The organism is Pseudomonas sp. TH37, assembly GCF_016650735.1.
Classification (GTDB): domain Bacteria; phylum Pseudomonadota; class Gammaproteobacteria; order Pseudomonadales; family Pseudomonadaceae; genus Aquipseudomonas; species Aquipseudomonas farris.
The window spans coordinates 938,806-959,272 of record NZ_JAEKFD010000002.1 but is presented as its reverse complement, the minus strand read 5'-3'; the positions used below and the strand labels follow the sequence as shown (position 1 = coordinate 959,272).

14 protein-coding genes and 1 pseudogene are annotated in these 20,467 nt (G+C 59.5%); 6 read left to right on the top strand and 9 right to left on the bottom strand.

Features of this window, described 5'->3' with window-relative positions; genetic code table 11:
- Positions 1–15: 15 nt before the first annotated feature.
- Together JFU11_RS09315 and JFU11_RS09310 are read right to left on the bottom strand one after the other, a co-directional pair.
- Positions 16–693: a dTMP kinase gene (locus tag JFU11_RS09315; protein ID WP_201060466.1), complete on the bottom strand. Its 678-nt coding sequence runs from the start codon at positions 691–693 to the stop codon at positions 16–18.
- 417 nt (positions 694–1,110) lie between these two features.
- Positions 1,111–1,275, bottom strand: a complete 165-nt coding sequence (locus tag JFU11_RS09310) for a hypothetical protein (RefSeq protein WP_201060464.1) — start codon at positions 1,273–1,275, stop codon at positions 1,111–1,113.
- A gap of 281 nt (positions 1,276–1,556) precedes the next feature.
- Between JFU11_RS09310 and JFU11_RS09305 the strand changes: the two genes are divergently transcribed.
- Positions 1,557–6,389 (top strand): glycosyl hydrolase family 28-related protein, encoded by a 4,833-nt coding sequence (locus JFU11_RS09305; protein ID WP_201121259.1) that lies wholly within the window; start codon positions 1,557–1,559, stop codon positions 6,387–6,389.
- A 62-nt stretch (positions 6,390–6,451) separates the two neighbouring features.
- On the opposite strand, the gene JFU11_RS09300 is transcribed toward JFU11_RS09305, so the two are convergent.
- The 4 genes and pseudogenes from JFU11_RS09300 to JFU11_RS09285 all read right to left on the bottom strand — a co-directional run bounded on the left by JFU11_RS09300 (position 6,452) and on the right by JFU11_RS09285 (position 9,397).
- Entirely contained in the window at positions 6,452–7,339 is an 888-nt protein-coding gene (locus JFU11_RS09300) for a DUF2950 domain-containing protein (RefSeq protein ID WP_201121279.1), read from the bottom strand.
- Positions 7,340–7,365: 26 nt separating this feature from the next.
- Positions 7,366–8,835 (bottom strand): DUF3300 domain-containing protein, encoded by a 1,470-nt coding sequence (locus JFU11_RS09295; protein WP_201060462.1) that lies wholly within the window; start codon positions 8,833–8,835, stop codon positions 7,366–7,368.
- Positions 8,836–8,863: 28 nt separating this feature from the next.
- Positions 8,864–8,929, bottom strand: a pseudogene (locus JFU11_RS09290) (hypothetical protein); the annotation flags it as partial.
- A 12-nt stretch (positions 8,930–8,941) separates the two neighbouring features.
- Complete coding sequence (locus JFU11_RS09285) at positions 8,942–9,397, bottom strand: YMGG-like glycine zipper-containing protein (RefSeq protein WP_123722754.1); 456 nt, start codon at positions 9,395–9,397, stop codon at positions 8,942–8,944.
- Between the two features lie 229 nt (positions 9,398–9,626).
- Between JFU11_RS09285 and JFU11_RS09280 the strand changes: the two genes are divergently transcribed.
- Positions 9,627–10,289, top strand: a complete 663-nt coding sequence (locus JFU11_RS09280; protein ID WP_123722755.1) for an MliC family protein — start codon at positions 9,627–9,629, stop codon at positions 10,287–10,289.
- Positions 10,290–10,298: 9 nt separating this feature from the next.
- Here the strand turns inward: JFU11_RS09280 and JFU11_RS09275 are convergent, their stop codons facing one another.
- The 3 genes from JFU11_RS09275 to JFU11_RS09265 form a co-directional block, all read right to left on the bottom strand.
- On the bottom strand, positions 10,299–11,483 hold the full coding sequence (locus JFU11_RS09275; protein WP_201121278.1) for a patatin-like phospholipase family protein: 1,185 nt from the start codon (positions 11,481–11,483) through the stop codon (positions 10,299–10,301).
- Between the two features lie 175 nt (positions 11,484–11,658).
- Positions 11,659–12,294 carry a response regulator transcription factor gene (locus tag JFU11_RS09270; protein WP_123722757.1) on the bottom strand — a complete coding sequence of 212 codons (636 nt, stop codon included), beginning with the start codon at positions 12,292–12,294 and terminating at the stop codon, positions 11,659–11,661.
- A 4-nt stretch (positions 12,295–12,298) separates the two neighbouring features.
- Positions 12,299–14,575, bottom strand: a complete 2,277-nt coding sequence (locus tag JFU11_RS09265) for a PAS domain S-box protein (RefSeq protein WP_201060460.1) — start codon at positions 14,573–14,575, stop codon at positions 12,299–12,301.
- Positions 14,576–14,805: 230 nt separating this feature from the next.
- Here JFU11_RS09265 and JFU11_RS09260 point away from each other — a divergent pair, with 230 nt between their 5' ends.
- The 4 genes from JFU11_RS09260 (at position 14,806) to JFU11_RS09245 (ending at position 20,382) form a co-directional block, all read left to right on the top strand.
- A complete protein-coding gene (locus JFU11_RS09260; RefSeq protein ID WP_201060459.1) occupies positions 14,806–16,428 on the top strand; it encodes an acyl-CoA synthetase in 1,623 nt (540 codons plus the stop codon).
- A 122-nt stretch (positions 16,429–16,550) separates the two neighbouring features.
- Positions 16,551–16,877 carry a DUF485 domain-containing protein gene (locus JFU11_RS09255; protein WP_201060458.1) on the top strand — a complete coding sequence of 109 codons (327 nt, stop codon included), beginning with the start codon at positions 16,551–16,553 and terminating at the stop codon, positions 16,875–16,877.
- Positions 16,877–18,547: a cation acetate symporter gene (locus JFU11_RS09250; RefSeq protein ID WP_201060456.1), complete on the top strand. Its 1,671-nt coding sequence runs from the start codon at positions 16,877–16,879 to the stop codon at positions 18,545–18,547. The genes JFU11_RS09255 and JFU11_RS09250 overlap by 1 nt, the downstream gene beginning before the upstream one ends.
- A gap of 62 nt (positions 18,548–18,609) precedes the next feature.
- Positions 18,610–20,382: an acyl-CoA dehydrogenase C-terminal domain-containing protein gene (locus JFU11_RS09245; RefSeq protein WP_201060455.1), complete on the top strand. Its 1,773-nt coding sequence runs from the start codon at positions 18,610–18,612 to the stop codon at positions 20,380–20,382.
- Positions 20,383–20,467: the final 85 nt, after the last annotated feature.

Genomic DNA, 20,467 nt, shown 5'->3' with positions numbered 1-20,467 from the left:
ACCCCTTCGATCCTGCTAACGATCTATATCTACGGCTATCTCAACCGCATCAAGGCCGGCGCAGCGAACTTCGCCTGCGGGGCATCGAAGGACTCTATAGATCTCAGAAATCACCTGCATCGTTGCGTCTTCGATCGTTCCTTCATTACGGCATAAAAACCAGCCGTGATCTGCAATCGCTCGCTCGAACGCCTGGGTACAAGCGACATGTTCTTCCAGCTTATGGATCACAGTACTGCTCAGCCCACGCCGTCGTGCCGCTGCCCTCGCCCATGAAATTTCAGGGGCGGTGACAACCCCGACATGCAGGTCTGGCACTCGCACGTCTCGATCAATGTTCAACTGTAGAATCTCTGCAAACGGGACTATCCGGCGAAACGCGGCATCAGACGGGTACCAGCGATCGATCAGGATGATGCTGCCTGGTGGCTGTTTAGCCAGCACGTGCTGGGAAATCCAGGTACGGCTATCAGCAAAGCGCTCACAAACCTCCAACTCCAAATCCCGGCTGGGATTTCTGACGAGTTTGTTCACGAGGGTCATTATTTCACCCCTATAGGGATCGCTTTTTTTCTCGCAAAGTCGGATCACCTTTTTATTGTCTGCCCTCAGTACTTTCGTAACGGCCTCCAACAGTGTGGTTTTGCCGGATCCCTTGGGCCCATCTAGAGAAACAAACAGCGGACGATTCATTCTTCAAACAACGATTGATATACGGTTTTTTTTGCCCGGTTCGTTCGCTGGAACCGCTTGGCGCGACTACGCGAATCGAGTGGAGGGAGCTTATGAACAGACATTAGTGAACACTCTAACCTGGTTTCTGGCTAACGGGTCTCAAACTTCCCAGGGGCCTTCCGGTGTTCATGACACGGCAATGAGGTCGCTCACCGGCGAGGCTTTTGGCTAACGCAATACTCTAAGACGCGCATGCCAAGCCTTTGCCATGACTGCTACCACCGCACGCTTGAATTACATGCATGACACCTCGATGTATGACAATCCCTCTCCAGGGAGTCTGCAATCAGCTCTTGAGTGTGCAATGGTCATTGCATTTGCGACTGGCTGGCCTGCGACCTGCTGACATAGGCATCAGCAGGTCGAGCAGGTATATCATCGTTCTCCGCGTGTTCCCCCATGACTATGCTGCCCGCCGATTCGAGCTTTCTCCGCCTTGTCGGTTGCCACATTGGCGTTTTGTTCGCCTTTACGCCCTGCCTCTTTAACTTTTTGAGGGGCGTCGGAAAAGCCGTGATGCGGTTCTTGTCGCTTGGTCATGTCCAATCTCCTTTGAGAAAAAACAGTCGCCTCCATTGGAACTGCGCCCTGCACCTTCGTCCCCCCGGCACGACCAACGGACGCCCTAAGCAAGCGTCAACAGAACGTTATTCTTTCGAAATACCTCAAAAAACCTCGCAACCGCTAATCAGTTAGTTCGGTTTTTTGACACCTCACCGATACGCGGTCACAACTTTTGCGCTCCGTTGGGTCATAACACGGTAGCTGTCGATGGAATATTGGCATCTACCGAGGTTTTCGCCTGATACGGAGATAAGCTCATGATTTTCAATGTACAAAATTTTGGCGCCAAAGGAGATGGCATCACTGACGACACAGCGGCGATACAAAGTGCAATTGATGCGGCGGCCGCTGCAGGCGGTGGGCAGGTGTATATGCCGACCGGAACTTATATCGTTTCGGGAGGTGAGGAACCCTCCGACGGTTGCCTGATGCTCAAGAGCAACGTCTACCTGTACGGGGATGGCATGGGCGCAACCACCGTCAAGGTGGCTGACGGCTCCGACACCAAGATCACAGGGGTCATCCGCTCCGCCTATGGCGAGGAAACCCACGATTTCGGCGTCAGCAACCTCACCATCGATGGCAACCGTGACAGCACCACGGGCAAGATCGACGGTTGGTTCAACGGCTACATTCCCGGCGAAGCAGGCTACGACTCCAACGTCACCCTCGACAGCGTCGAGATCAAGGATTGCTCCGGGTACGGTTTCGACCCCCACGAGCAGACCGTCAACATGGTCATCAAGAACAGCGTGTCCCACGGCAACGGCCTGGACGGCTTCGTTGCTGACTTCCTCAGCAACAGCACCTTCGAAAACAACATCGCCTACGACAACGACCGCCACGGTTTCAACATCGTCACCAGCACCCACGATTTCACCATGACCAATAACGTCGCCTACGACAACGGCGGCAATGGCATCGTGGTGCAGCGCGGCAGTGAGGACATCCCCTCCCCCACAAACATCACCATCACCGGTGGCGAGGTGTACGGTAATGGCGCCGAAGGAGTGCTGATCAAACTGTCCAGCGAGGTGACTGTCAGCGGCGTCGACATTTACGACAACACCAGCGCCGGGATACGCATCTACGGCAGCAATCACGTCGAGATCATCGACAATACGCTCACCAACAATTCCCTGGGCAGCCCCGTACCGGAGATCATCATCCAGTCCTACAACGACACCCTGGGCGTGTCCGGCAAGTACTTCAACGGCAGCGATAACACCATCCAGGGCAACATCATCATCGGCAGCGACCTGTCGACCTACGGCGTCGCCGAACGCAACGAAGACGGCACTGATCGCAACGCCATTATCGGCAATACCATCAGCCACACCAGCAAGGGTGCCACGCTTATCTATGGTGACGGCAGCTACGTCAGCGCCACGGAGCCGATGACCACCGTGCAAGGTACGGCTGGCAACGACACCCTGCTGGGCAGCGCCGCCAGCGAGACTTTCTACGGCGGGGCCGGCAACGACACCATCAATGGCGGGGCCGGTGGCGACATTCTGGTGGGTGGTGCAGGCACCGATAAACTCACCGGCGGTACCGGCGCCGATACGTTCCGTTTCACCACTCAGTCCGACAGTTACCGCAACGCAACCACAAGCTTCGATGACACCGTCACCGACTTCGACGTCACCCAGGACAAGATCGACCTCGCCGGCCTCGGTTTCACCGGCCTGGGCAATGGCCGCGGCGGCACCCTGCAGGTCAGCTACAGCGCCAGCAGCGACCGCACCTACATCAAGGACTACGATGCCGACGCCAGCGGCAATCGCTTCGAGCTGATCCTCTCGGGTAACCTGACCAGCACCCTGACGGCCAATAACTTCATCTTTAATCGGGTGATCACCGGCACCAGCGGCAGCGACTCGCTGCTGGGCAGCGATTCGGCCGACACCCTCCTCGGCCTGGCAGGTAACGATAGCCTTAATGGCGGCGCGGGCAACGACAAGCTCGATGGCGGTGCCGGTATGGACACCCTCACCGGTGGTGCCGGAGCGGACACGTTCGTGTTTTCCAATCACCTGGACAGTTACCGCAACTACAACACCGGCGGTGCCAACCTTGGCGACCTGATCACCGATTTCGATATCAGCGCCGACAAGATCGATCTCTCGGCCATGGGTTTCACCGGCCTGGGGGACGGCAAGAACAACACCGTGTACGTAGTGCTCAACAGTGCCGGCACCAAGACTTACATCAAATCCCTGACCGCCGACGCCAATGGCAACCGCTTCGAAGTGGCACTGGACGGCAACTACCTCAACACGCTGACCAGCGCTAATTTTGTCTTCGCCACCTCATCGCCGACCAATCAGGCGCCGGTGCTGGCCACGCCGCTGCTGGATCAGAACGCGACCGAAAACACCGCGTTCAGCTACGCGGTGCCGGCCAGCAGCTTCACCGATCCGGATAATGACAGCCTCAGCTACACCGCGACCCTGGCCGATGGCAGCGCCCTGCCCGCGTGGCTGAGCTTCAATGCCACCAACCTGACCTTCACCGGCACGCCGACCAGCACCGCGTCCGGCAATTACAACGTGCTGGTCAAAGCTACGGATCCGGCCGGTGCATCGGTCAGCGATAGCTTCGCCCTGGTAGTGGCCGATGCGCCCGCCAACACCATCACCGGCACCAATAATGCCGAAACCCTTAACGGCACGGCGGGCATAGACCTGATCCTCGGCCTCGGTGGCAACGACACAATCAAGGCCGGCACCGGCGCGGACATCGTCGACGGCGGCGCCGGACGCGATTCGCTGTACGGCGGCGACGGTGCCGACACCTTCCGCTACACCAACGCACTCGACAGCTACCGCGACTACGACACCGGTGGTATCACGGCCACCGACACGATTTATGACTTCACTGCGGGCGTCGACAAGATCGATGTTTCGGGCCTGGGTTTTGTCGGCCTCGGCGATGGCAGCAATGGCACGCTGTACATAACCCTCAACGCGGCCGGCGACAAGACCTACATCAAGTCCGCCGAAGCGGATGCCGATGGCAATCGTTTTGAAATCGCCCTCAGCGGCAACTACCTCAACACCCTGACCGCCAGCGACTTCGTGTTCGGCGAGAGCACCCAGCAGGACCTCCTCTACCTGCCTACCCTCGGCCAATCCAATGCGCGCCTGCTGTGCATGACGGAGGACGACAATCAGTCCGGCACCTCGATGCTGGTCAACGATCTGGACCGCTATACCCCCTATGACGTGCGCAGCCAGTTCACCGATGCCAATGGCAACGGCATCGACATCGCGGTGGGCGGCAGCACGGTCACCGGCCTGTCGACTCTCAGCGCCGAAGAACTCCAGTTGTGCTGGTGGCTGACCGACACCAACCAACCCGGGGCTGCGCTGTTGCGCGCCGTGACGCTGCTGCGGGACCAGCGCACCGAACTGCAATCCATCGATAACGTCACCATGGGCATCATTTGGGGCCAGGGCGAGGAAGCCGCCCAGGAGATCGGCCGCGCCACGGATAAAGCAGCGGCAGCAGCGGCCTACAAGGCCGCGACCCTGAAGGTGTTTGATTACCTACATGCCCAGTTCGGCAACTTCAACGTGTACATGATGGAAACCGGTCACTACGAACAGGACGCGGCGCGTGCCCGTGGTTATTCGGAGGAGAAAATTGCCTCCATCGTCGAGGGGGTTGGTTATGTCCGCGCCGTCCAGGAAGCCATCGCCGCCGAGCGCGCCGACGTCAAGCTGGCGGTGGACTACACCGACCTCCCCTTGCGTTACGAAGTCGATCCGCTGGCGTATCCGGACGACGTCTGGCACCTGCACGAGGAGTCGGCGGAGATCGTCGGCCAGCGCCTGGCCGACTACATTGCCAATGACCTTGGCTTCCAGGGCAACCCCAACGACAACAACAGCGTGCAGGACATTTTTGACAACGCTCAGAACATGATTTCCGGTACCGACCAGGCGGATACCCTGGTGGGCAGTTCGGGCAACGACACGCTGGATGGCCACTTGGGCGCCGACACCATGACCGGTGGCAATGGCAACGATGTCTATGTGGTTGATAACGCGTCCGACCGCGTGGTGGAAACCAACACCTCGACCTCGCAGATCGATACGGTGCAGGCCTCGGTCAGCTGGACCCTGGGCGCCAACCTCGAGAACCTGGTGCTCACCGGTGTGTCGGGCATCAACGGCACCGGCAATGAGCGGCACAACTTCATTACCGGCAATGCCGCCAATAACGTGCTCAATGGTGCCGTAGGGGACGACAGCATGAGCGGCGGCGATGGCAACGACACCTACTATGTCGACAACACCGACGACGCCGTGATCGAGATCAACAGCAATACGGTGTCTGGAGGAGTCGACAGTGTGCACAGCAGCCTGGCGGCCTATACCCTCGGCAACAACGTCGAGCGTCTGTATATCGATAGCACTGGCGCCGCCAATGGCACGGGCAACGCGCTGGACAACACGCTGTTCGCCGGAGCCGGCAACAATGTGCTGGACGGGCGCGATGGCAATGACACGGTGTCTTTTGAACGCGCCCTGTCCGGCGTTACCGTAAACCTCTCGACGTCAGCGCAACAAAACACCGTGAGTTCCGGGCTCGACACCTTGAAATTCTTCGAAAACCTGACGGGAAGCGCCTACGCCGACAGTCTGTCGGGCAACAGCGCCGCGAACATTCTGAACGGTGGTGCGGGCAACGATACGCTGGTGGGCGGTTCGGGCGATGACCGGTTGATCGGCGGTGCGGGCACCGACAACCTCACCGCTGGCACTGGCGCGGATACCTACGCGTTTGGTGCGCTGTCGGACATGGGTGTCGGGGCTTTGCGCGATGTGATCAACGGCTTCAAGAGCACCGAGGGCGATCTTCTGGATTTCACCGGCCTGGACGCCAACCCGCTGACCACCGCTGTCGACGCCTTCACCTTCATCGGCAGCAACGCCTTCGACCCTGCCGACGCCACCGGCCAACTGCGCTTTGCCGATGGCATTCTCTACGGCAGTGTCAACGCCGGGGCCACCCCCGAGTTCGAAATCCAATTGGTGGGCGTTCAGGAACTGCACGCCAGCGATTTCACAGTCTTGAGTTAGGCCCACATCCTGGGAGCGGGCTTGCCCGCTCCCGCAGGGGACTTGCAATACCCCAGGTAGATCTACTCTTGATCTGCAGTAACCACCTTCCAACTGTCATCTGGATCAAAGCGCTTCATCGACTGCGCCAACTTTTCACCACCGGGTCCCAAGTCTTTTTCGAACACCTGTCCCTCATGACTGATCATGAAACTCATCACTCCGGTGTCATCGTATTTCGCTGGCCAGGCGATCAATGCAAAGCCACGGATCATCTTGTCACCGATGAGGTAGCTGTAGGCGCCGCCAGGTGCCGAAGGACCTTGGCCATCAAGGATACGGAACTGGTAACCATGCCAGTCTTCGCCGGCAATGGTTTTGCCGAACAAGGGACCCAACGGGCTGATCTGACCGCTATCGTCGTCCTCCCAATAAAGTCCATCGTGCTTGCCGGCAGTGCTGAAGATTTTCTGCGCATAGGCGAGTGCGCCGTCACCGTCACGATCCACTGACGCATAGTCCATTTGGACGTCGTGATAGGTCAGCACTGATTGCAACGCGGCGAGTTCATTGCGGCCAATTCGACGTGCACGGACTTCGGCGCTACCGGCGTCGATGTCGAAGCGCCAACCGTTCGCGGCTTTTATCATGGGGATAGGCAGTGTCCAGTGGTCACTGCCAACCGACAGGATCGCCTTGCGATCGCTGGTTTTTTCAATGGAATGTTGCTCGCGATATTGCTTCAAAAACGCATCCACATCACTGCGCTGCACGCCTTCGCGCGGGATGAAACTGCGCCATTCATTACCCAGCAATTCTGTCAGGCGTGCCTGATCGGCGTGTTCCGTACCCAGTGCGTCGACAAACGCCTGGGCGGCCATTTCTGGCGTTGGAAATGCCTGCTGTGCCGTAACAATGCACGACCACGCCAAGCCGGCAGCTATCGCCAAGGCATGAAGGAGACGGCCCATGGGTGCCTTCACTCGAGCATTGTTTTTCAACGACGGCCCCCCCTTTGACGTGCTGGTGGATTGGACGGGCGACTGACCTGATGGCCGGCTGGTCGCGAGGCACTGGGGCGCTGGGCGGATGCCAGGCTGGCCTGGCCACGACTGGCTTGTGCATTGGCCTGGGACGGTGAGCGTACGCCGGCGAACGCATTGTTGCGGGCACTGCCCGTACTGGCGGACGGTCGATTTTGCGCAGCCTGGCGCCCTTGCGAATCGCCCTGCCCTCGCTGATTTACCTGAGCGGTCTGTTTCCTGGGCTGCTGACTCTCCCGAGTGTTTCTGGCAGTGCCCTGGCTTCTGTCAGACGACTTCGGTCTGTCTGTACCTGCTTGCATCCGATTGCTGGCCGAGGTTCCAGACTGGGCTGCGCGCGCTCGATCACGGGCTTCGCGGTTGCTGGTGGCCGGTCGTTCGATACCGTGCTTGTCCATTGAACCGCGGGCTTTTTCACGAGCCTGGGCTCGCTGAGCATCTTCCCCTCGATAGGCCTCACGCTTATTGGCACCGTCCAGTTGGCGGCCGTACTGTTCGCGGCTCTTGCTGTCTCGATAGGGAACGCCATCGCGGTGAACGGTGTTGTGCTGCCACTTGTTCTGATTATTGGTGATCTGGTTGTTGCGATTGATGTTGTTGTAGCGATCGACGTCGATGTCGATGTCGTTATTGCCCCAGTCACATTCACCCCACAACGCACCGACGATAGCCACACCGGTACCAAACGCCAGCCCAGCCATCAATGCAGAACCGGGGTAATAGGCGGGCGGCGGTGGATAGTAAACGGGAGGCGATGCAGGATAGGGCCAGGTGCCGTAGGTTGTTGTCGGGTTGTAACTGGGTACGTACACCACCTGCGGATCGGAGGGCTGAATGATGATGGTGGAAGTGCTGCTGGCCGGAGCCGAAGCTGCCGGTGCCGGTGCCGGTGCCGCAACAGCCTGAACCGTCACGTTCTGATATTGGTTGCTCTGCAGGTTGCCTGCTGCTTGAGCCTGATGACGCAAGCGTTGCACGCCCCCCATGACATCGTCGGGCTGCGCGAGGAAGGCATCGCCCAGGCGTTGTACCCAGACGGGATCCTGTCCCAGCGTTACCAGCACCTGTGGGAAAGCGACCAGCGCCTGCACGCTCGGATCCCAGGGCTGGCTCGCCACTTGTTTGACCGCATCATCGCCCTTGGCGTCGGGGTGTGCTTTAGACCAGGTTACCGCCTCGGCGATTTCCCCGGGGTACGTGGTGGCCATCAGCACCTGTGCCAGCAACGGGTCCGGGTAAAGCGCAATGGGAGCCAGCATTTGATCCAGCTGTTCCTGGGTAAACACGGCATCTTTGGCCGCCGCCGTGACGGGCGCTGTATCGGCAGCGTTTGCGGTCGCGCTCGCATCCAATGGCTGCGCCAGGCAGTAAGGTCCGCTCAAAAACAATACAGCTGACACCGCGTAAAACAATGGAATGCGCATTGCACCCCCTATGTGGTCAGGCAGGCTTGAGCGCCTTGATCGTTCCGCCCTTCCCTGCACCGTCGCGCCCGTCAAAGACGATACAGATCTTGATGCATGTTCAGCTTCAAGGGGTTATCTGGTAGCCCCGTTGCTGCATGCAACTGTTGTAGGCGGAAGCAGTGACAGCTGGTTCTTCCCGGCGATCCTGACGACGATCCTGACGTTGCCGGGATCCACCTACAACCGCACCTGCGACAGCAGCATCCTTGGCCTTGTTCTGTCGATATTCCTGTTTAACATCGTCGTCTACCTTGTCATAAACCTCGTCATGCTGACGACCGCGCGCTCCGGCAACCGCCGCACCTGCTACTGCGCCAGTAGCGGCACCACGGACACGTCCACCTGATTCAGGCGTTGTGCTGGTGCTTGCAGCGTTGCCAGCCTGGGCCTGGCATGCGCTGATGTCCTGCTGAATCAATTCGGGGGACTGCCCTTTGAGCGGCGTTACGGTCTCGGCGGAAGCGCAAAGGCAGAATACCGAGACAATCGTAGCCAGACAGGGGGGAATGGATCTGTTCATAAAGCCTCCACTGCTATCAGTGTGCTTTGGATATTTGAGTCTAGCTCAGCGTCTGGCGACTAACCCTGGAACAAAGTTCTTAGGGTGCAAGCTCTAATTCCATTTGTACTTCTCGAACTCGAACGGGTGCGGCAAGTTTTAAGCACTGACTTACACTGCGATACACCCAATGCGAACAAATGACTGTTCAACGGATCAATAGATCCCACAGCAATCCGGGTATCAGGTAATGAATCAAGCCAACATGAAAACGGTCACCTGTCTGTTCGCTGCCAGCGTGTGCGCGGCGGCGAGCAGCTGGGTCAATGCTTCACCTGCTACGCCGACCTTCCAGACCAGCTTCGACTGCGCCACGGCAAGGGCATCCGTCGAAAAGCTTATTTGTCGCGACCCACAACTGATGCAGATGGATATCGAACTGACGCGTCTTTATCGCCTGGCGCTCACGGATGATCATTCAGTGCCGCGTCCAGACAAAGTCATGATCGACCAGCAGTTCTGGGTCGACGCCCGCAATCAGTGTGCCTCCACGTCTGAGCCCAAGGCGTGCACGATCCGACATTATGCCGAGCGCGCGCACCAGCTACGCCAAGGTTCGGCCATTGTGAGAACCAAGGATCCAGACAGACTCACTGAAGGCCCCCTGGCTTTTCGGTGTACAGGGCTTAATGCGCTGATTGCCGCCACTTTCTTTAACACGCAGCCTGGTGTCGTTTACCTGAAATGGGCGAACTCCTCGATCACCCTGAACCAAGTGCAGAGTGATTCGGGAACCCAATACATTGGCAAGGATTACCAGGGGAATTACCGCTTCTGGCAAGACGGCAACGTGGTGCTTTTCCAGAAACCCGGCTCAGGGGAAATGAGTTGTACGGCCGAGCCGATCGGCTGAGACCGTCTCTCACAAACTCGGCGATTTATGCCACGGATAGCCTTTGGCACTGAGTTCAAAGGCGTATTTGAACAAGCGTTTCATGTACTCGCCATCGAATTTATGGAGGCGAGAAATGCGGAAGTCGGAGCCGATGTACGCTAGATTGAAGTCCGCCCCATCCTGCTGGGCAATTCGGTAAATCCGATCCAGATCGCTGATCCCCTGATTCTGGATCAATGCGCTGATGGCTCGACCGCCGATGTTCAAGGTTCGGCGCTTGGTTCCGGACCATTGCAGTTCCAGCTTGCCGTTGCGAATGACATAGAAATGCCGTTCACGCCGCAAACGCGCCCCGGGCACTTGGTTCAGCGCCATTACGGTGCCGGGTGGGTAAAGGAACACCTGCGTAAGGACACCGCCGTCCACGTGCATTTCTTGAAACGGGTGGCCGTTAACGTCCACATCGATCATGACGGGCGAGACGGCGCCGGGAATACTCATCGACGCGACCATGATGTTGCGAAACAGCTCGAGCGCTCCCGGTGCCTGGCTGGAGGCAATGGCCCCCATGTTCCAGGTGACCGGGCGCCCTGAATCAAGGTCGGTTGTACCGATCATCAGGAGCCGTCCCTTGGCGTATTCCGCCGCGATCGCCGCAAGAGTCTCGGCAGTGACGTGCTGTGCAATGAGCCGCGACAGTGGCTTGCTGTGCGCCATACCATCGCTGGTAAGACGGGTCAGCATATTGCGCGCATGGAAAATGTCTTTTGGACCGACCGCATTGCAGATACGCACAATGACCTCGTCGTACTGGGGCCCCAGGTAGGCAAACGGGGCGACCAGGGCACCAGCGCTAATGCCGGTGACAACTTTGAACTCAGGTCGAGTCCCATGCCGGGTCCATCCCGCAATGATGCCCCCGGCGAATGTGCCGGCGTCGCCGCCGCCCGAAACGGCCAGCAGATTTGCCCGCGGCAGGATGTCGTTCGGTAACCCTGCGCTGGCGAGCGCCTCAGCCTCTCGAAGGTTGGCCTGGCTCACATCCCGAATGAACGGCGTCAGGTCCTGGTCCAGCCAGTAGCGAGCATCTGGAATGTCCGGGATCAGCGCTTTTTCCGTTAACGTTGGCGGCACCGCATCACGGCGTTGCAGGCACGCTTGACGCAACATGTTCAGGGTTGAGGCGCTAGGTCTGAGCTGGAATGGTTTCAACACACCTCCTCCGGCCCCTGCAATTGGCAGAGCCCCATGACCAGTCTCAATGGCGAGTGGCCTGAACATCTTTCATGCTAGCGCAAGCTCAGGCAGTCATAACGTTGGTGGGACGTCCGGTCTGTCTTGCGGCTGATCCTCCCCCCCATAGACGATCATTGGAAAACGCCAGCAATCACCGCAGCTTCAGCGGATCGACCAGTTCAGCGGCGATGGCCATGCCCACCAGGTCCGGCAAGGTATTGGCTTGCATGCGTTTCATCACCCGCGAACGATACAGATCGACGGTTTTCGCACTGACACCCAGTTGCTCGGCGATCTCGCGGGTGGTGTAACCCTGGACCAGCGGCAGCAAGACATCGCGCTCCCGTGGGGTCAGTGTCAGCAAGCGCGCCTGCAAGGCTTCGTGCCCCTGATTGCCCGAGCGGCTTGCCGCGCAGTTGCTGAGCGCCTGTTGCACGCTGTCCAGCAGCAATTGTTCGTTGTAGGGCTTCTCGATGAAGTCATGGGCACCCGCCTTGAAAGCACGAACCACGATCGGCACATCCGCGTGCCCGCTGACGAAAATGATCGGCAGGTTCAGCTCACGTGCGCGCATCTCTTCCTGCACGTTCAAACCGCCCATGCCGGGCATGCGAACATCGAGCAGCACGCAGGCATCAAGACTGGCATCACAGGCATTGAGAAACGCCACGCCACTGGTAAACGGCAAGGCTTTGAGCCCTACCGACTCCAACAACCAGACGGTTGAATCGAGCATGCCTTGGTCATCGTCGACCACATACACCACGTGCTCCGTCGCACCTGCCATTACGTTATTCCTGTTGTTGTTTTATTGGGCCGGCCAGCGGCAAACGGCAGCACATCAGCAGCCCGACAGGTTGGCGTCGGGCCTGTAATTCGCCACCAAAACCTTCGATGATGCTGCGGCTCATGGACAAGCCAAGCCCCAGGCCATCGGCCTTGCTGGTATAGAACGGGGTAAATATCTGCTCCAGTTCGGGCTCGCTGACGCCTGGCCCCTGGTCTTGCACACTGATTTCCACGGTTGCACCACCGCCCTGCCCCGCAGCCATCACGATCAGCGAGGGTTGCCCCGGATGTTGTTCGCGGTTGGCATCGATGGCATTTCGCAAGAGATTGAGCAGGACCTGCTCCAGCAGCACTCGGTCGGCATAAATCGGCGGCAGATTATCCGGTAGGCGATCCTCGATTGTCACTTGGCAATTGCTCGCCTCCCAGGCGCATAAACGCACGGCCTCGCGGGCGACCTCGGTGAAATTCAAGGCCTGCATGCGGCGTTGCCCCTTGCGCAGAAACACCCGCAAACGTCTGATCACTTCTGAAGCATGAGTGGCGTGATGGGTAATGCGCTCCAGCCCTTGCGCCACTTTGGCGGCGGCCTGGGGATTGGAGTCCAGCGTCTGTAAATAGCGCTGGCTGGCATTGGCGTAATTGACGACCGCAGCCAATGGCTGGTTGATTTCGTGAGCGATGCCCGAGGCCAATTCACCCAGGGTGACCAACCGCGCGGTGTGCGCCAGTTCGTCCTGATGACGGCGCTGCTGCACTTCACGCAGTTCACGCTCGGTCATGTCCCGCGCCACCAACGAGTAATAGCGCTCGCCGCCGGCCGAACGGTGCGCCAGCAGCACCAGCGATACCGGCACCGAAGTGCCGCCTGCCGGTGGTTGCAATCGCGCATCGGTGCTCCAGACACCGTCGCGCTCGGCACTGCTCCAGCCATCACGCTGCAGACGTGCCAGGTCGCCGCTGGCGAACAATGTTGCCAGCGCTGGCATCGGTTGTTGCTCGTCGATCCCCAGAATGCGCCGCGCCGCTGGATTGAGGTAAGTGACTTGCCCCTCGGGGTCGATGAACAACACAGGATCGGTATTGGCCTCGACGACTTCCGCCAGGCGTCGCTTGTTCTCCTCGGCGTGCACCCGGGCGGTAATGTCCCGGGACACGCTGACCACTTCCACTACCGTGCCGGTATAGGTCTCGCGAATCGCCCGGCTGGCGGTTTCAAACCACAGGTAATGCCCATCCCGATGGCGAATCCGATACGTCATCGTGTGATAACCGTCCTGCTCCAGGGCATCCCGCGCGCGCTGCACCAGGCTGGCCAGGTCCTGACCATGGAACAAGCCTTGGGCCATTTGCCCGCGCAACTCCTCCGGCCAGTAGCCGAGCAATGTCCAGGACGCCGGCGAGGCATCGAGAAAGCGCCCGTCCGGTGTGTGTCGGGAAATCAGGTCGGTGGTGTTTTCAATGATCAGCCGGTACAGCCGTCGTGCCGTAGCCGCTTCACGCTCGGCCAGCACTTGTGCCGTGGCATCGCGACACCGGGCGAGTACACGGTTGTCCTGGGGATCGGGAATAAACGTCCAGATCAGGATCTGCGCTTCGAATTGGGCTTCGACCCCTTCAATGGCGCGTTGCTGGTCCAGGCAGGCGCGTACCAGCACCCGGTGATTCACCGGTAAAAAACCCAGCACATCGGTCAGCGGCTTTTCGGCCAGCAACACCAGCAGCGCCGCGTTGAACTCCAGCGGCCGGCCCTGCGCATCGAGCAGCAGACTCGGTTGCGGGTCGTGCCCCAACAGCGGTGAGCCGCGCAGCATGCCATTGACGCTACTCAGCAACGTCGTCAGCAAGTCCTGCACCCAACCCAGCCAATCAAGACTCACGCCCTCGCACACTTCCACCAGCAACAACCCCGCCTGACCCGGTTGCAACGCCAGATCAAACACCTGGCCATGGCTGATAGCGGCCCGGCGCAGTCGGCCGGCCAGCCAACAATCGAGTTGACGCACTTGAGCCAGATCCAGCCGCCCCGCTTCGGCCAGCCGATCAAACAACCGCTGATCGCTAGCCAGCGAAGGGTCGCCCAGCCCCGGAGGAAAATGCTGGGCAGCGCCCTCGTGGCTGTAAATCCGCGCATTGGGTTGCCAACTCAGATAAACCGCCCGGCGCACCTCGGGGCAATCCTGCAGCGCACGGCACAACGCATCGGCCCGGGCGGCCAGAGACACACCCTCGCGCTGCAGGCGCAACCAGCTGTGCAATCGAACGGGAGTCAGGGTCATCACAGGTCCGCTTCGTTGGGGAAGCCAAGGATATACCGGCCTTGGCGGTGTCACCGTATTCATTTAGATCCGCAAGAATCAAATATAGTACATATCCTATATGACATAGGTTGTACTTCCATATCGCTAGCTGGATGTTATATAAAGCAAGCCGGACATAAAAGGCGACCTCAGCGGCTACGCTGCAAGGTCACCTATAGAGCTAACAATCAGCCACCGAGTACCCGTACATGTCGATCTATGAACAAGGGCTAGGCCCTGCGGCTGTCAACCATATTGCCTTGTCTCCGCTCAGCTTCATCGAGCGCACCGCCAGCGTTTACCCAAACTATCCCGCCGTCATCCATGGCTCGATCCGCCGCACCTGGGCGCAGACCTACACCCGCTGCCGCCGTCTGGCCTCGGCGCTGGCCGGTCGCGGCATTGGCAAGAACGACACGGTGGCGGTAATGTTGCCGAACATTCCCGAAATGCTCGAAGTGCATTTCGGCGTGCCGATGATTGGCGCGGTGCTCAACCCGCTCAATGTGCGTCTGGATGCTGAAGCCATTGCCTTCATGCTGCAGCATGGCGAAGCCAAGGTGCTGATTACCGACCGTGAGTTCCATGATGTGATTCACGCGGCGATCGGCATGCTGGATCACCCGCCATTAGTCATCGACGTCAATGATCCGGAATACGGCGAAGGCCAGGCTGTCAGCGATCTGGACTATGAAGCGCTGTTGGCCGAAGGCGACCCTGCTTTCGCCTGGCAGTGGCCCGATGATGAATGGCAAGCCATCTCGCTGAATTACACCTCCGGCACCACCGGCAACCCCAAAGGCGTGGTTTACCACCATCGCGGTGCTTACCTGAACTCATTGGGCAACCAGATGACCTGGGCCATGGGCAACCATCCGGTGTACCTCTGGACCTTGCCGATGTTCCATTGCAACGGTTGGTGCTACCCGTGGATCATCACCGCCATGGCCGGTGTGCATGTGTTTCTGCGCCGCGTCGATCCACAGAAAATCCTCACGCTGATCCGCGAGCATCAGGTCACCCATCTGTGCGCTGCACCGATCGTGCTCAATGCCTTGGTCAACATGCCGGAATCGGCGAAAGCGGCGATCGATCATCCGGTCAACGCGATGGTCGCCGGTGCCGCACCGCCGGCGAAAGTGATCGGTGCCGTGGAACAAATGGGCATCAAGGTCACCCACGTGTATGGCCTGACCGAAACCTATGGTCCGGTGACGCTCTGCGCCTGGCATGCCGAATGGAATGAGTTGCCGCTCGACGAAAGAGCGCAAATCAAATCCCGTCAGGGCGTGCGCTACCCGACGCTCGAAGGTGTGATGGTTGGCGATTCGAAGACGCTGGAGCCGACCCCGCGAGACGGTCAGACCATCGGTGAGATCTTCATGCGTGGCAATACCGTGATGAAGGGCTACCTGAAGAACCCGACCGCCACAGCCGAAGCGTTCGATGGCGGCTGGTTCCACACCGGCGACCTGGCGGTGTGTCATCCGAACGGTTATGTCGAGATCAAGGATCGACTCAAGGACATCATCATTTCCGGCGGTGAGAACATTTCCACCATCGAACTGGAAGGTGTGCTCTATCGCCATCCAGCCGTCATGGAAGCGGCCGTCGTCGCCCGTCCCGATGAGAAGTGGGGTGAAACGCCCTGTGCCTTTATCACATTGAAGGCTGATCACCAGGACGTTCGCGAGGCCGACATCATCAGTTTCTGCCGCGAACACCTGGCCGGTTTCAAAGTCCCGCGCACCGTGATTTTCACCCTGCTGCCGAAGACTTCAACCGGCAAGATCCAGAAGTACGTTTTGCGCGACAGGGCCAAAGCGCTCTAACCGAATCGACGTTGTACCCACCAGGCGGCAGGTGTTTTACCCGCCGCTTCGGGCTCGTGCAGGCTGAATTTGGCCCTGCCCCTGATCTACACACTGATAACAAAAACAATGTGGAGCCACCCATGATCGACATCCATTCAACCGATACCCAACGCTGTGAACGCATTCGGTCCAACCCCAAATTCCTTCAATTGGTGAGCAGCCGTTCGCGCCTGGCCTGGTCGCTGAGTGCTGCCGTGCTCGGCACCTACTACGCGTTCATGCTGGTGGTGGCGTTTGCCCCGCTGTGGCTGCACACGCCGATCGCCGAGCATCGGATGTTGACCCTGGGCATGCCGGTTGGCGCGGCGATCATCATTTTTTCCTGGCTACTGACCGGTTGGTACGTCTACAGCGCCAACACGCGTTTCGATGCATTGGGCGCCGCCATTCTCGAGGAGAGCAAGTGATGACTCTGCTGCGTAAACTTCTCCTCGCCGCTGCCGGGCTATTGCCGGCTTCCGTTGTGCTGGCTGCGCCCGCGCTGGGTGCAGTGGAAAAACAGCCGCTCAACCTGCATGCGATCGGCATGTTCTTCGTCTTCGTACTGGGCACATTGGCCATCACTTGGTGGGCCGCCCGGCAAACCAAATCCACTTCGGACTTCTATACCGCGGGCGGTGGTATCACCGGGTTTCAGAATGGTCTGGCAATTGCCGGTGACTACATGTCCGCCGCCACGCTGCTGGGGTTGTCCAGCCTGGTGTTCGCCAAGGGCTACGATGGTTTCATCTATACCATCGGCTTCTTTGTTGGCTGGCCGATCATCACCTTCCTGATGGCTGAGCGCTTGCGCAACCTGGGGCGCTACACCTTTGCCGACATCGTGTCCTATCGACTGGACCAGAACAAAGTGCGGATCTTCGCCGCCTTCGGTTCACTGACGGTGGTGTGTTGTTACCTGATCGTGCAGATGGTCGGTGCAGGTCAGTTGATCAAGTTACTGTTTGGCCTCGACTACCCGGTCGCCGTGGTGATCGTCGGCGCGCTGATGTTGGTGTATGTGATTTTCGGCGGCATGATCGCCACCACCTGGGTGCAGATCATCAAGGCCGTGCTGCTGCTTGCCGGCGGCACGACTTTGGCATTCATGGCCATGTCGCAATTCGGCTTCAGCTACGAAACCCTCGCGGACAAAGCCGTTCAGGCGCACGCCAGTGGCTGGAACATCATGGGCCCCGGCTCGATGCTCGCCGACCCGATCAACACCGCTTCGATGTCGCTGGGCCTGGTGTTCGGGATTGCCGGCCTGCCGCACATTCTGATGCGTTTCTTCACCGTGCCTAACGCCAAGGAAGCACGAAAATCGGTGTTCTACGCCACCGGTTTCATCGGTTTCTTCTTCCTGGTGGTATGCACCCTGGGCTTCGCCGCGATGGTGATCATCGGCACCGACCCGCAGTACTACGTCAATGGCGAAGTCGGTGGCACCTTGATTGGTGGCGGGAACATGGTCGCCATGCACTTGGCCAAAGCGGTCGGTGGCAATCTGTTCTTCGGTTTCCTCTCGGCCGTGGCCTTCGCCACCATTCTTGCGGTGGTCTCCGGGCTGGCCCTGGCCGGTGCTTCGGCGATTTCCCACGATCTCTACGCCACGGTGCTCAAGAAGGGCAAAGCCAGCGAAAAACAGGAAATGCGCGTGACCCGCATGGCCACCGTGGGCCTTGGCATCATCGCGATTCTGCTGGGCATTCTGTTCGAGAAGATGAACGTCGCGTTCCTGGTGGGCCTGACCTTCGGCATCGCCGCGTCGACCAACTTCCCGGTGCTGATCATGGCCATGTACTGGAAGGGCTTGACCACCAAAGGCGCAATCATCGGCGGTTTCGCCGGGCTGATCTGCGCGCTGGTCCTGGTGATCCTCTCGCCAGCGGTCTGGGTCACCGTGCTCGGCCATGCACAGGCGATCTTCCCGTACGACCACCCGGCGCTGTTCTCCATGCCGCTGGCGTTCTTGGTGATCGTCGTCGTATCCAAACTCGACCGCAGCGTACGGGCCGAGAAGGAACGTGACGCTTACGCCGACCAGTTCGTTCGTGCCCAGACCGGCCTCGGCGCAGCCAGCGCTTCCGCCCATTGATAGAAAGGGCACTGCCTGCTCAAGCGGCGCCGTGTCCATCGCACAACCTTGAGGTTCACGTTATGCCCGAATTCAACGCCCCGCTGCGCGACATGCGCTTTGTATTGCATGAAGTGTTCGATGCCCCGGCCTTGTGGGCACGCCTGCCGGCCCTGGCCGACTGTGTCGACGCCGCCACCGCCGACGCCATTCTTGAGGAGGCGGCCAAAGTCACCTCGCACCTGATTGCGCCATTGAATCGCAGCGGCGACGAGGAAGGCGCCCAGTGGGTCGATGGCCAGGTCAGCACGCCAATCGGTTTCAAACAGGCTTATGCCACCTACATCGAAGGCGGCTGGGTGGGTCTTTCCGGTAACGCCGATTTCGGCGGCATGGGCATGCCGAAGATGCTCGCCGTGCAGTTCGAAGAAATGCTCTACGGCGCCAATTCCAGCTTCGCGCTGTATTCGGCGTTGAGTTCCGGTGCCTGCCTGGCGCTGGATGCCCACGCCAGCGACACCCTGAAAAACCTCTACCTGCCGCCGATGTACGAAGGCCGCTGGGCCGGCTCCATGTGCCTGACCGAAGCTCACGCCGGCACCGATCTGGGGATTATCCGCACCCGCGCCGAACCCCGGGCCGACGGCAGCTTCAGCATCACCGGCAGCAAGATCTTCATCACCGGTGGTGATCAGGACCTGACCGAAAACATTGTGCATCTGGTGCTGGCCAAACTGCCGGACGCACCTGCGGGGCCCAAAGGCATCTCGCTGTTTGTCGTCCCCAAAGTACTGGTCAATGCTGACGGCTTCCTCGGCGATGCCAACGCAGTGAGTTGCGGTTCGATCGAACACAAGATGGGCATCAAGGCCTCGGCCACCTGCGTGATGAACTTCGACGGCGCCAGCGGCTGGCTGGTCGGCGAAGCCAACAAAGGCCTGGCGGCGATGTTCACCATGATGAACTACGAGCGCTTGTCCATCGGCATTCAGGGCATTGGCTGCGCCGAAGCGTCCTATCAGAGCGCCGTCGCCTATGCACGTGAACGCGTTCAGAGTCGCGCGCCGACCGGTGTTGTTGCTCCGGACAAAGTGGCCGACCCGATCATTGTCCACCCTGATGTGCGCCGCATGCTGCTGAGCATGAAAGCCATGACCGAGGGCGGCCGTGCGTTCGCCAGTTATGTCGGGCAGCAACTGGACCTGGCGAAGTTTTCCGATGACGCCAAGGAACGGGACAGCGCGCAAACCCTGGTGGCGCTGCTCACGCCGGTGGCCAAGGCGTTCTTCACCGACACCGGCCTGGAAAGCTGCATCAACGGCCAGCAAGTGTTCGGCGGCCATGGCTACATCCGCGAGTGGGGCCAGGAACAATTGGTTCGCGACGTGCGCATCGCGCAGATCTACGAAGGCACCAACGGCATTCAGGCTCTGGATTTACTTGGACGCAAAGTGCTCGGCGATAAGGGCTGCGCGCTGCGCCAGTTCACCGGCGAGATCCGTCATTTCGCCCATCAGCCGGATGCGCCCTACTCCGTTCAACTGTTCGATGCCGTGCAGCGCCTGGAAGACCTGAGCGACTGGCTGCAGGACCAGGCGAGCACCAATCGCAACGAAGTCGGCGCTGCTTCGGTGGAGTATTTGCACCTGTTCGGTTACGTCGCCTATGCCTGGCTTTGGGCGCGCATGGCGCAGGTTGCCAAGCAAAAGCTGCACGAAGATGCAGGGTTTTATGGCGCGAAGATCGCCACCGCCGACTTCTACATTCATCGCCTGCTGCCGCGCATTTTGAGCCTGGAACAATCCATCCTCGCGGGCAGTGCCTCGTTGTTTGGCCTGCGCGCCGAACAGTTCTAACGATTGAACCGCACGCGGCGCCACGCTCCTCTCTTTTTGGCGTTCGCGTTTTTTTATTGATAAGCCCTCGCCCACCTGGCGAGGG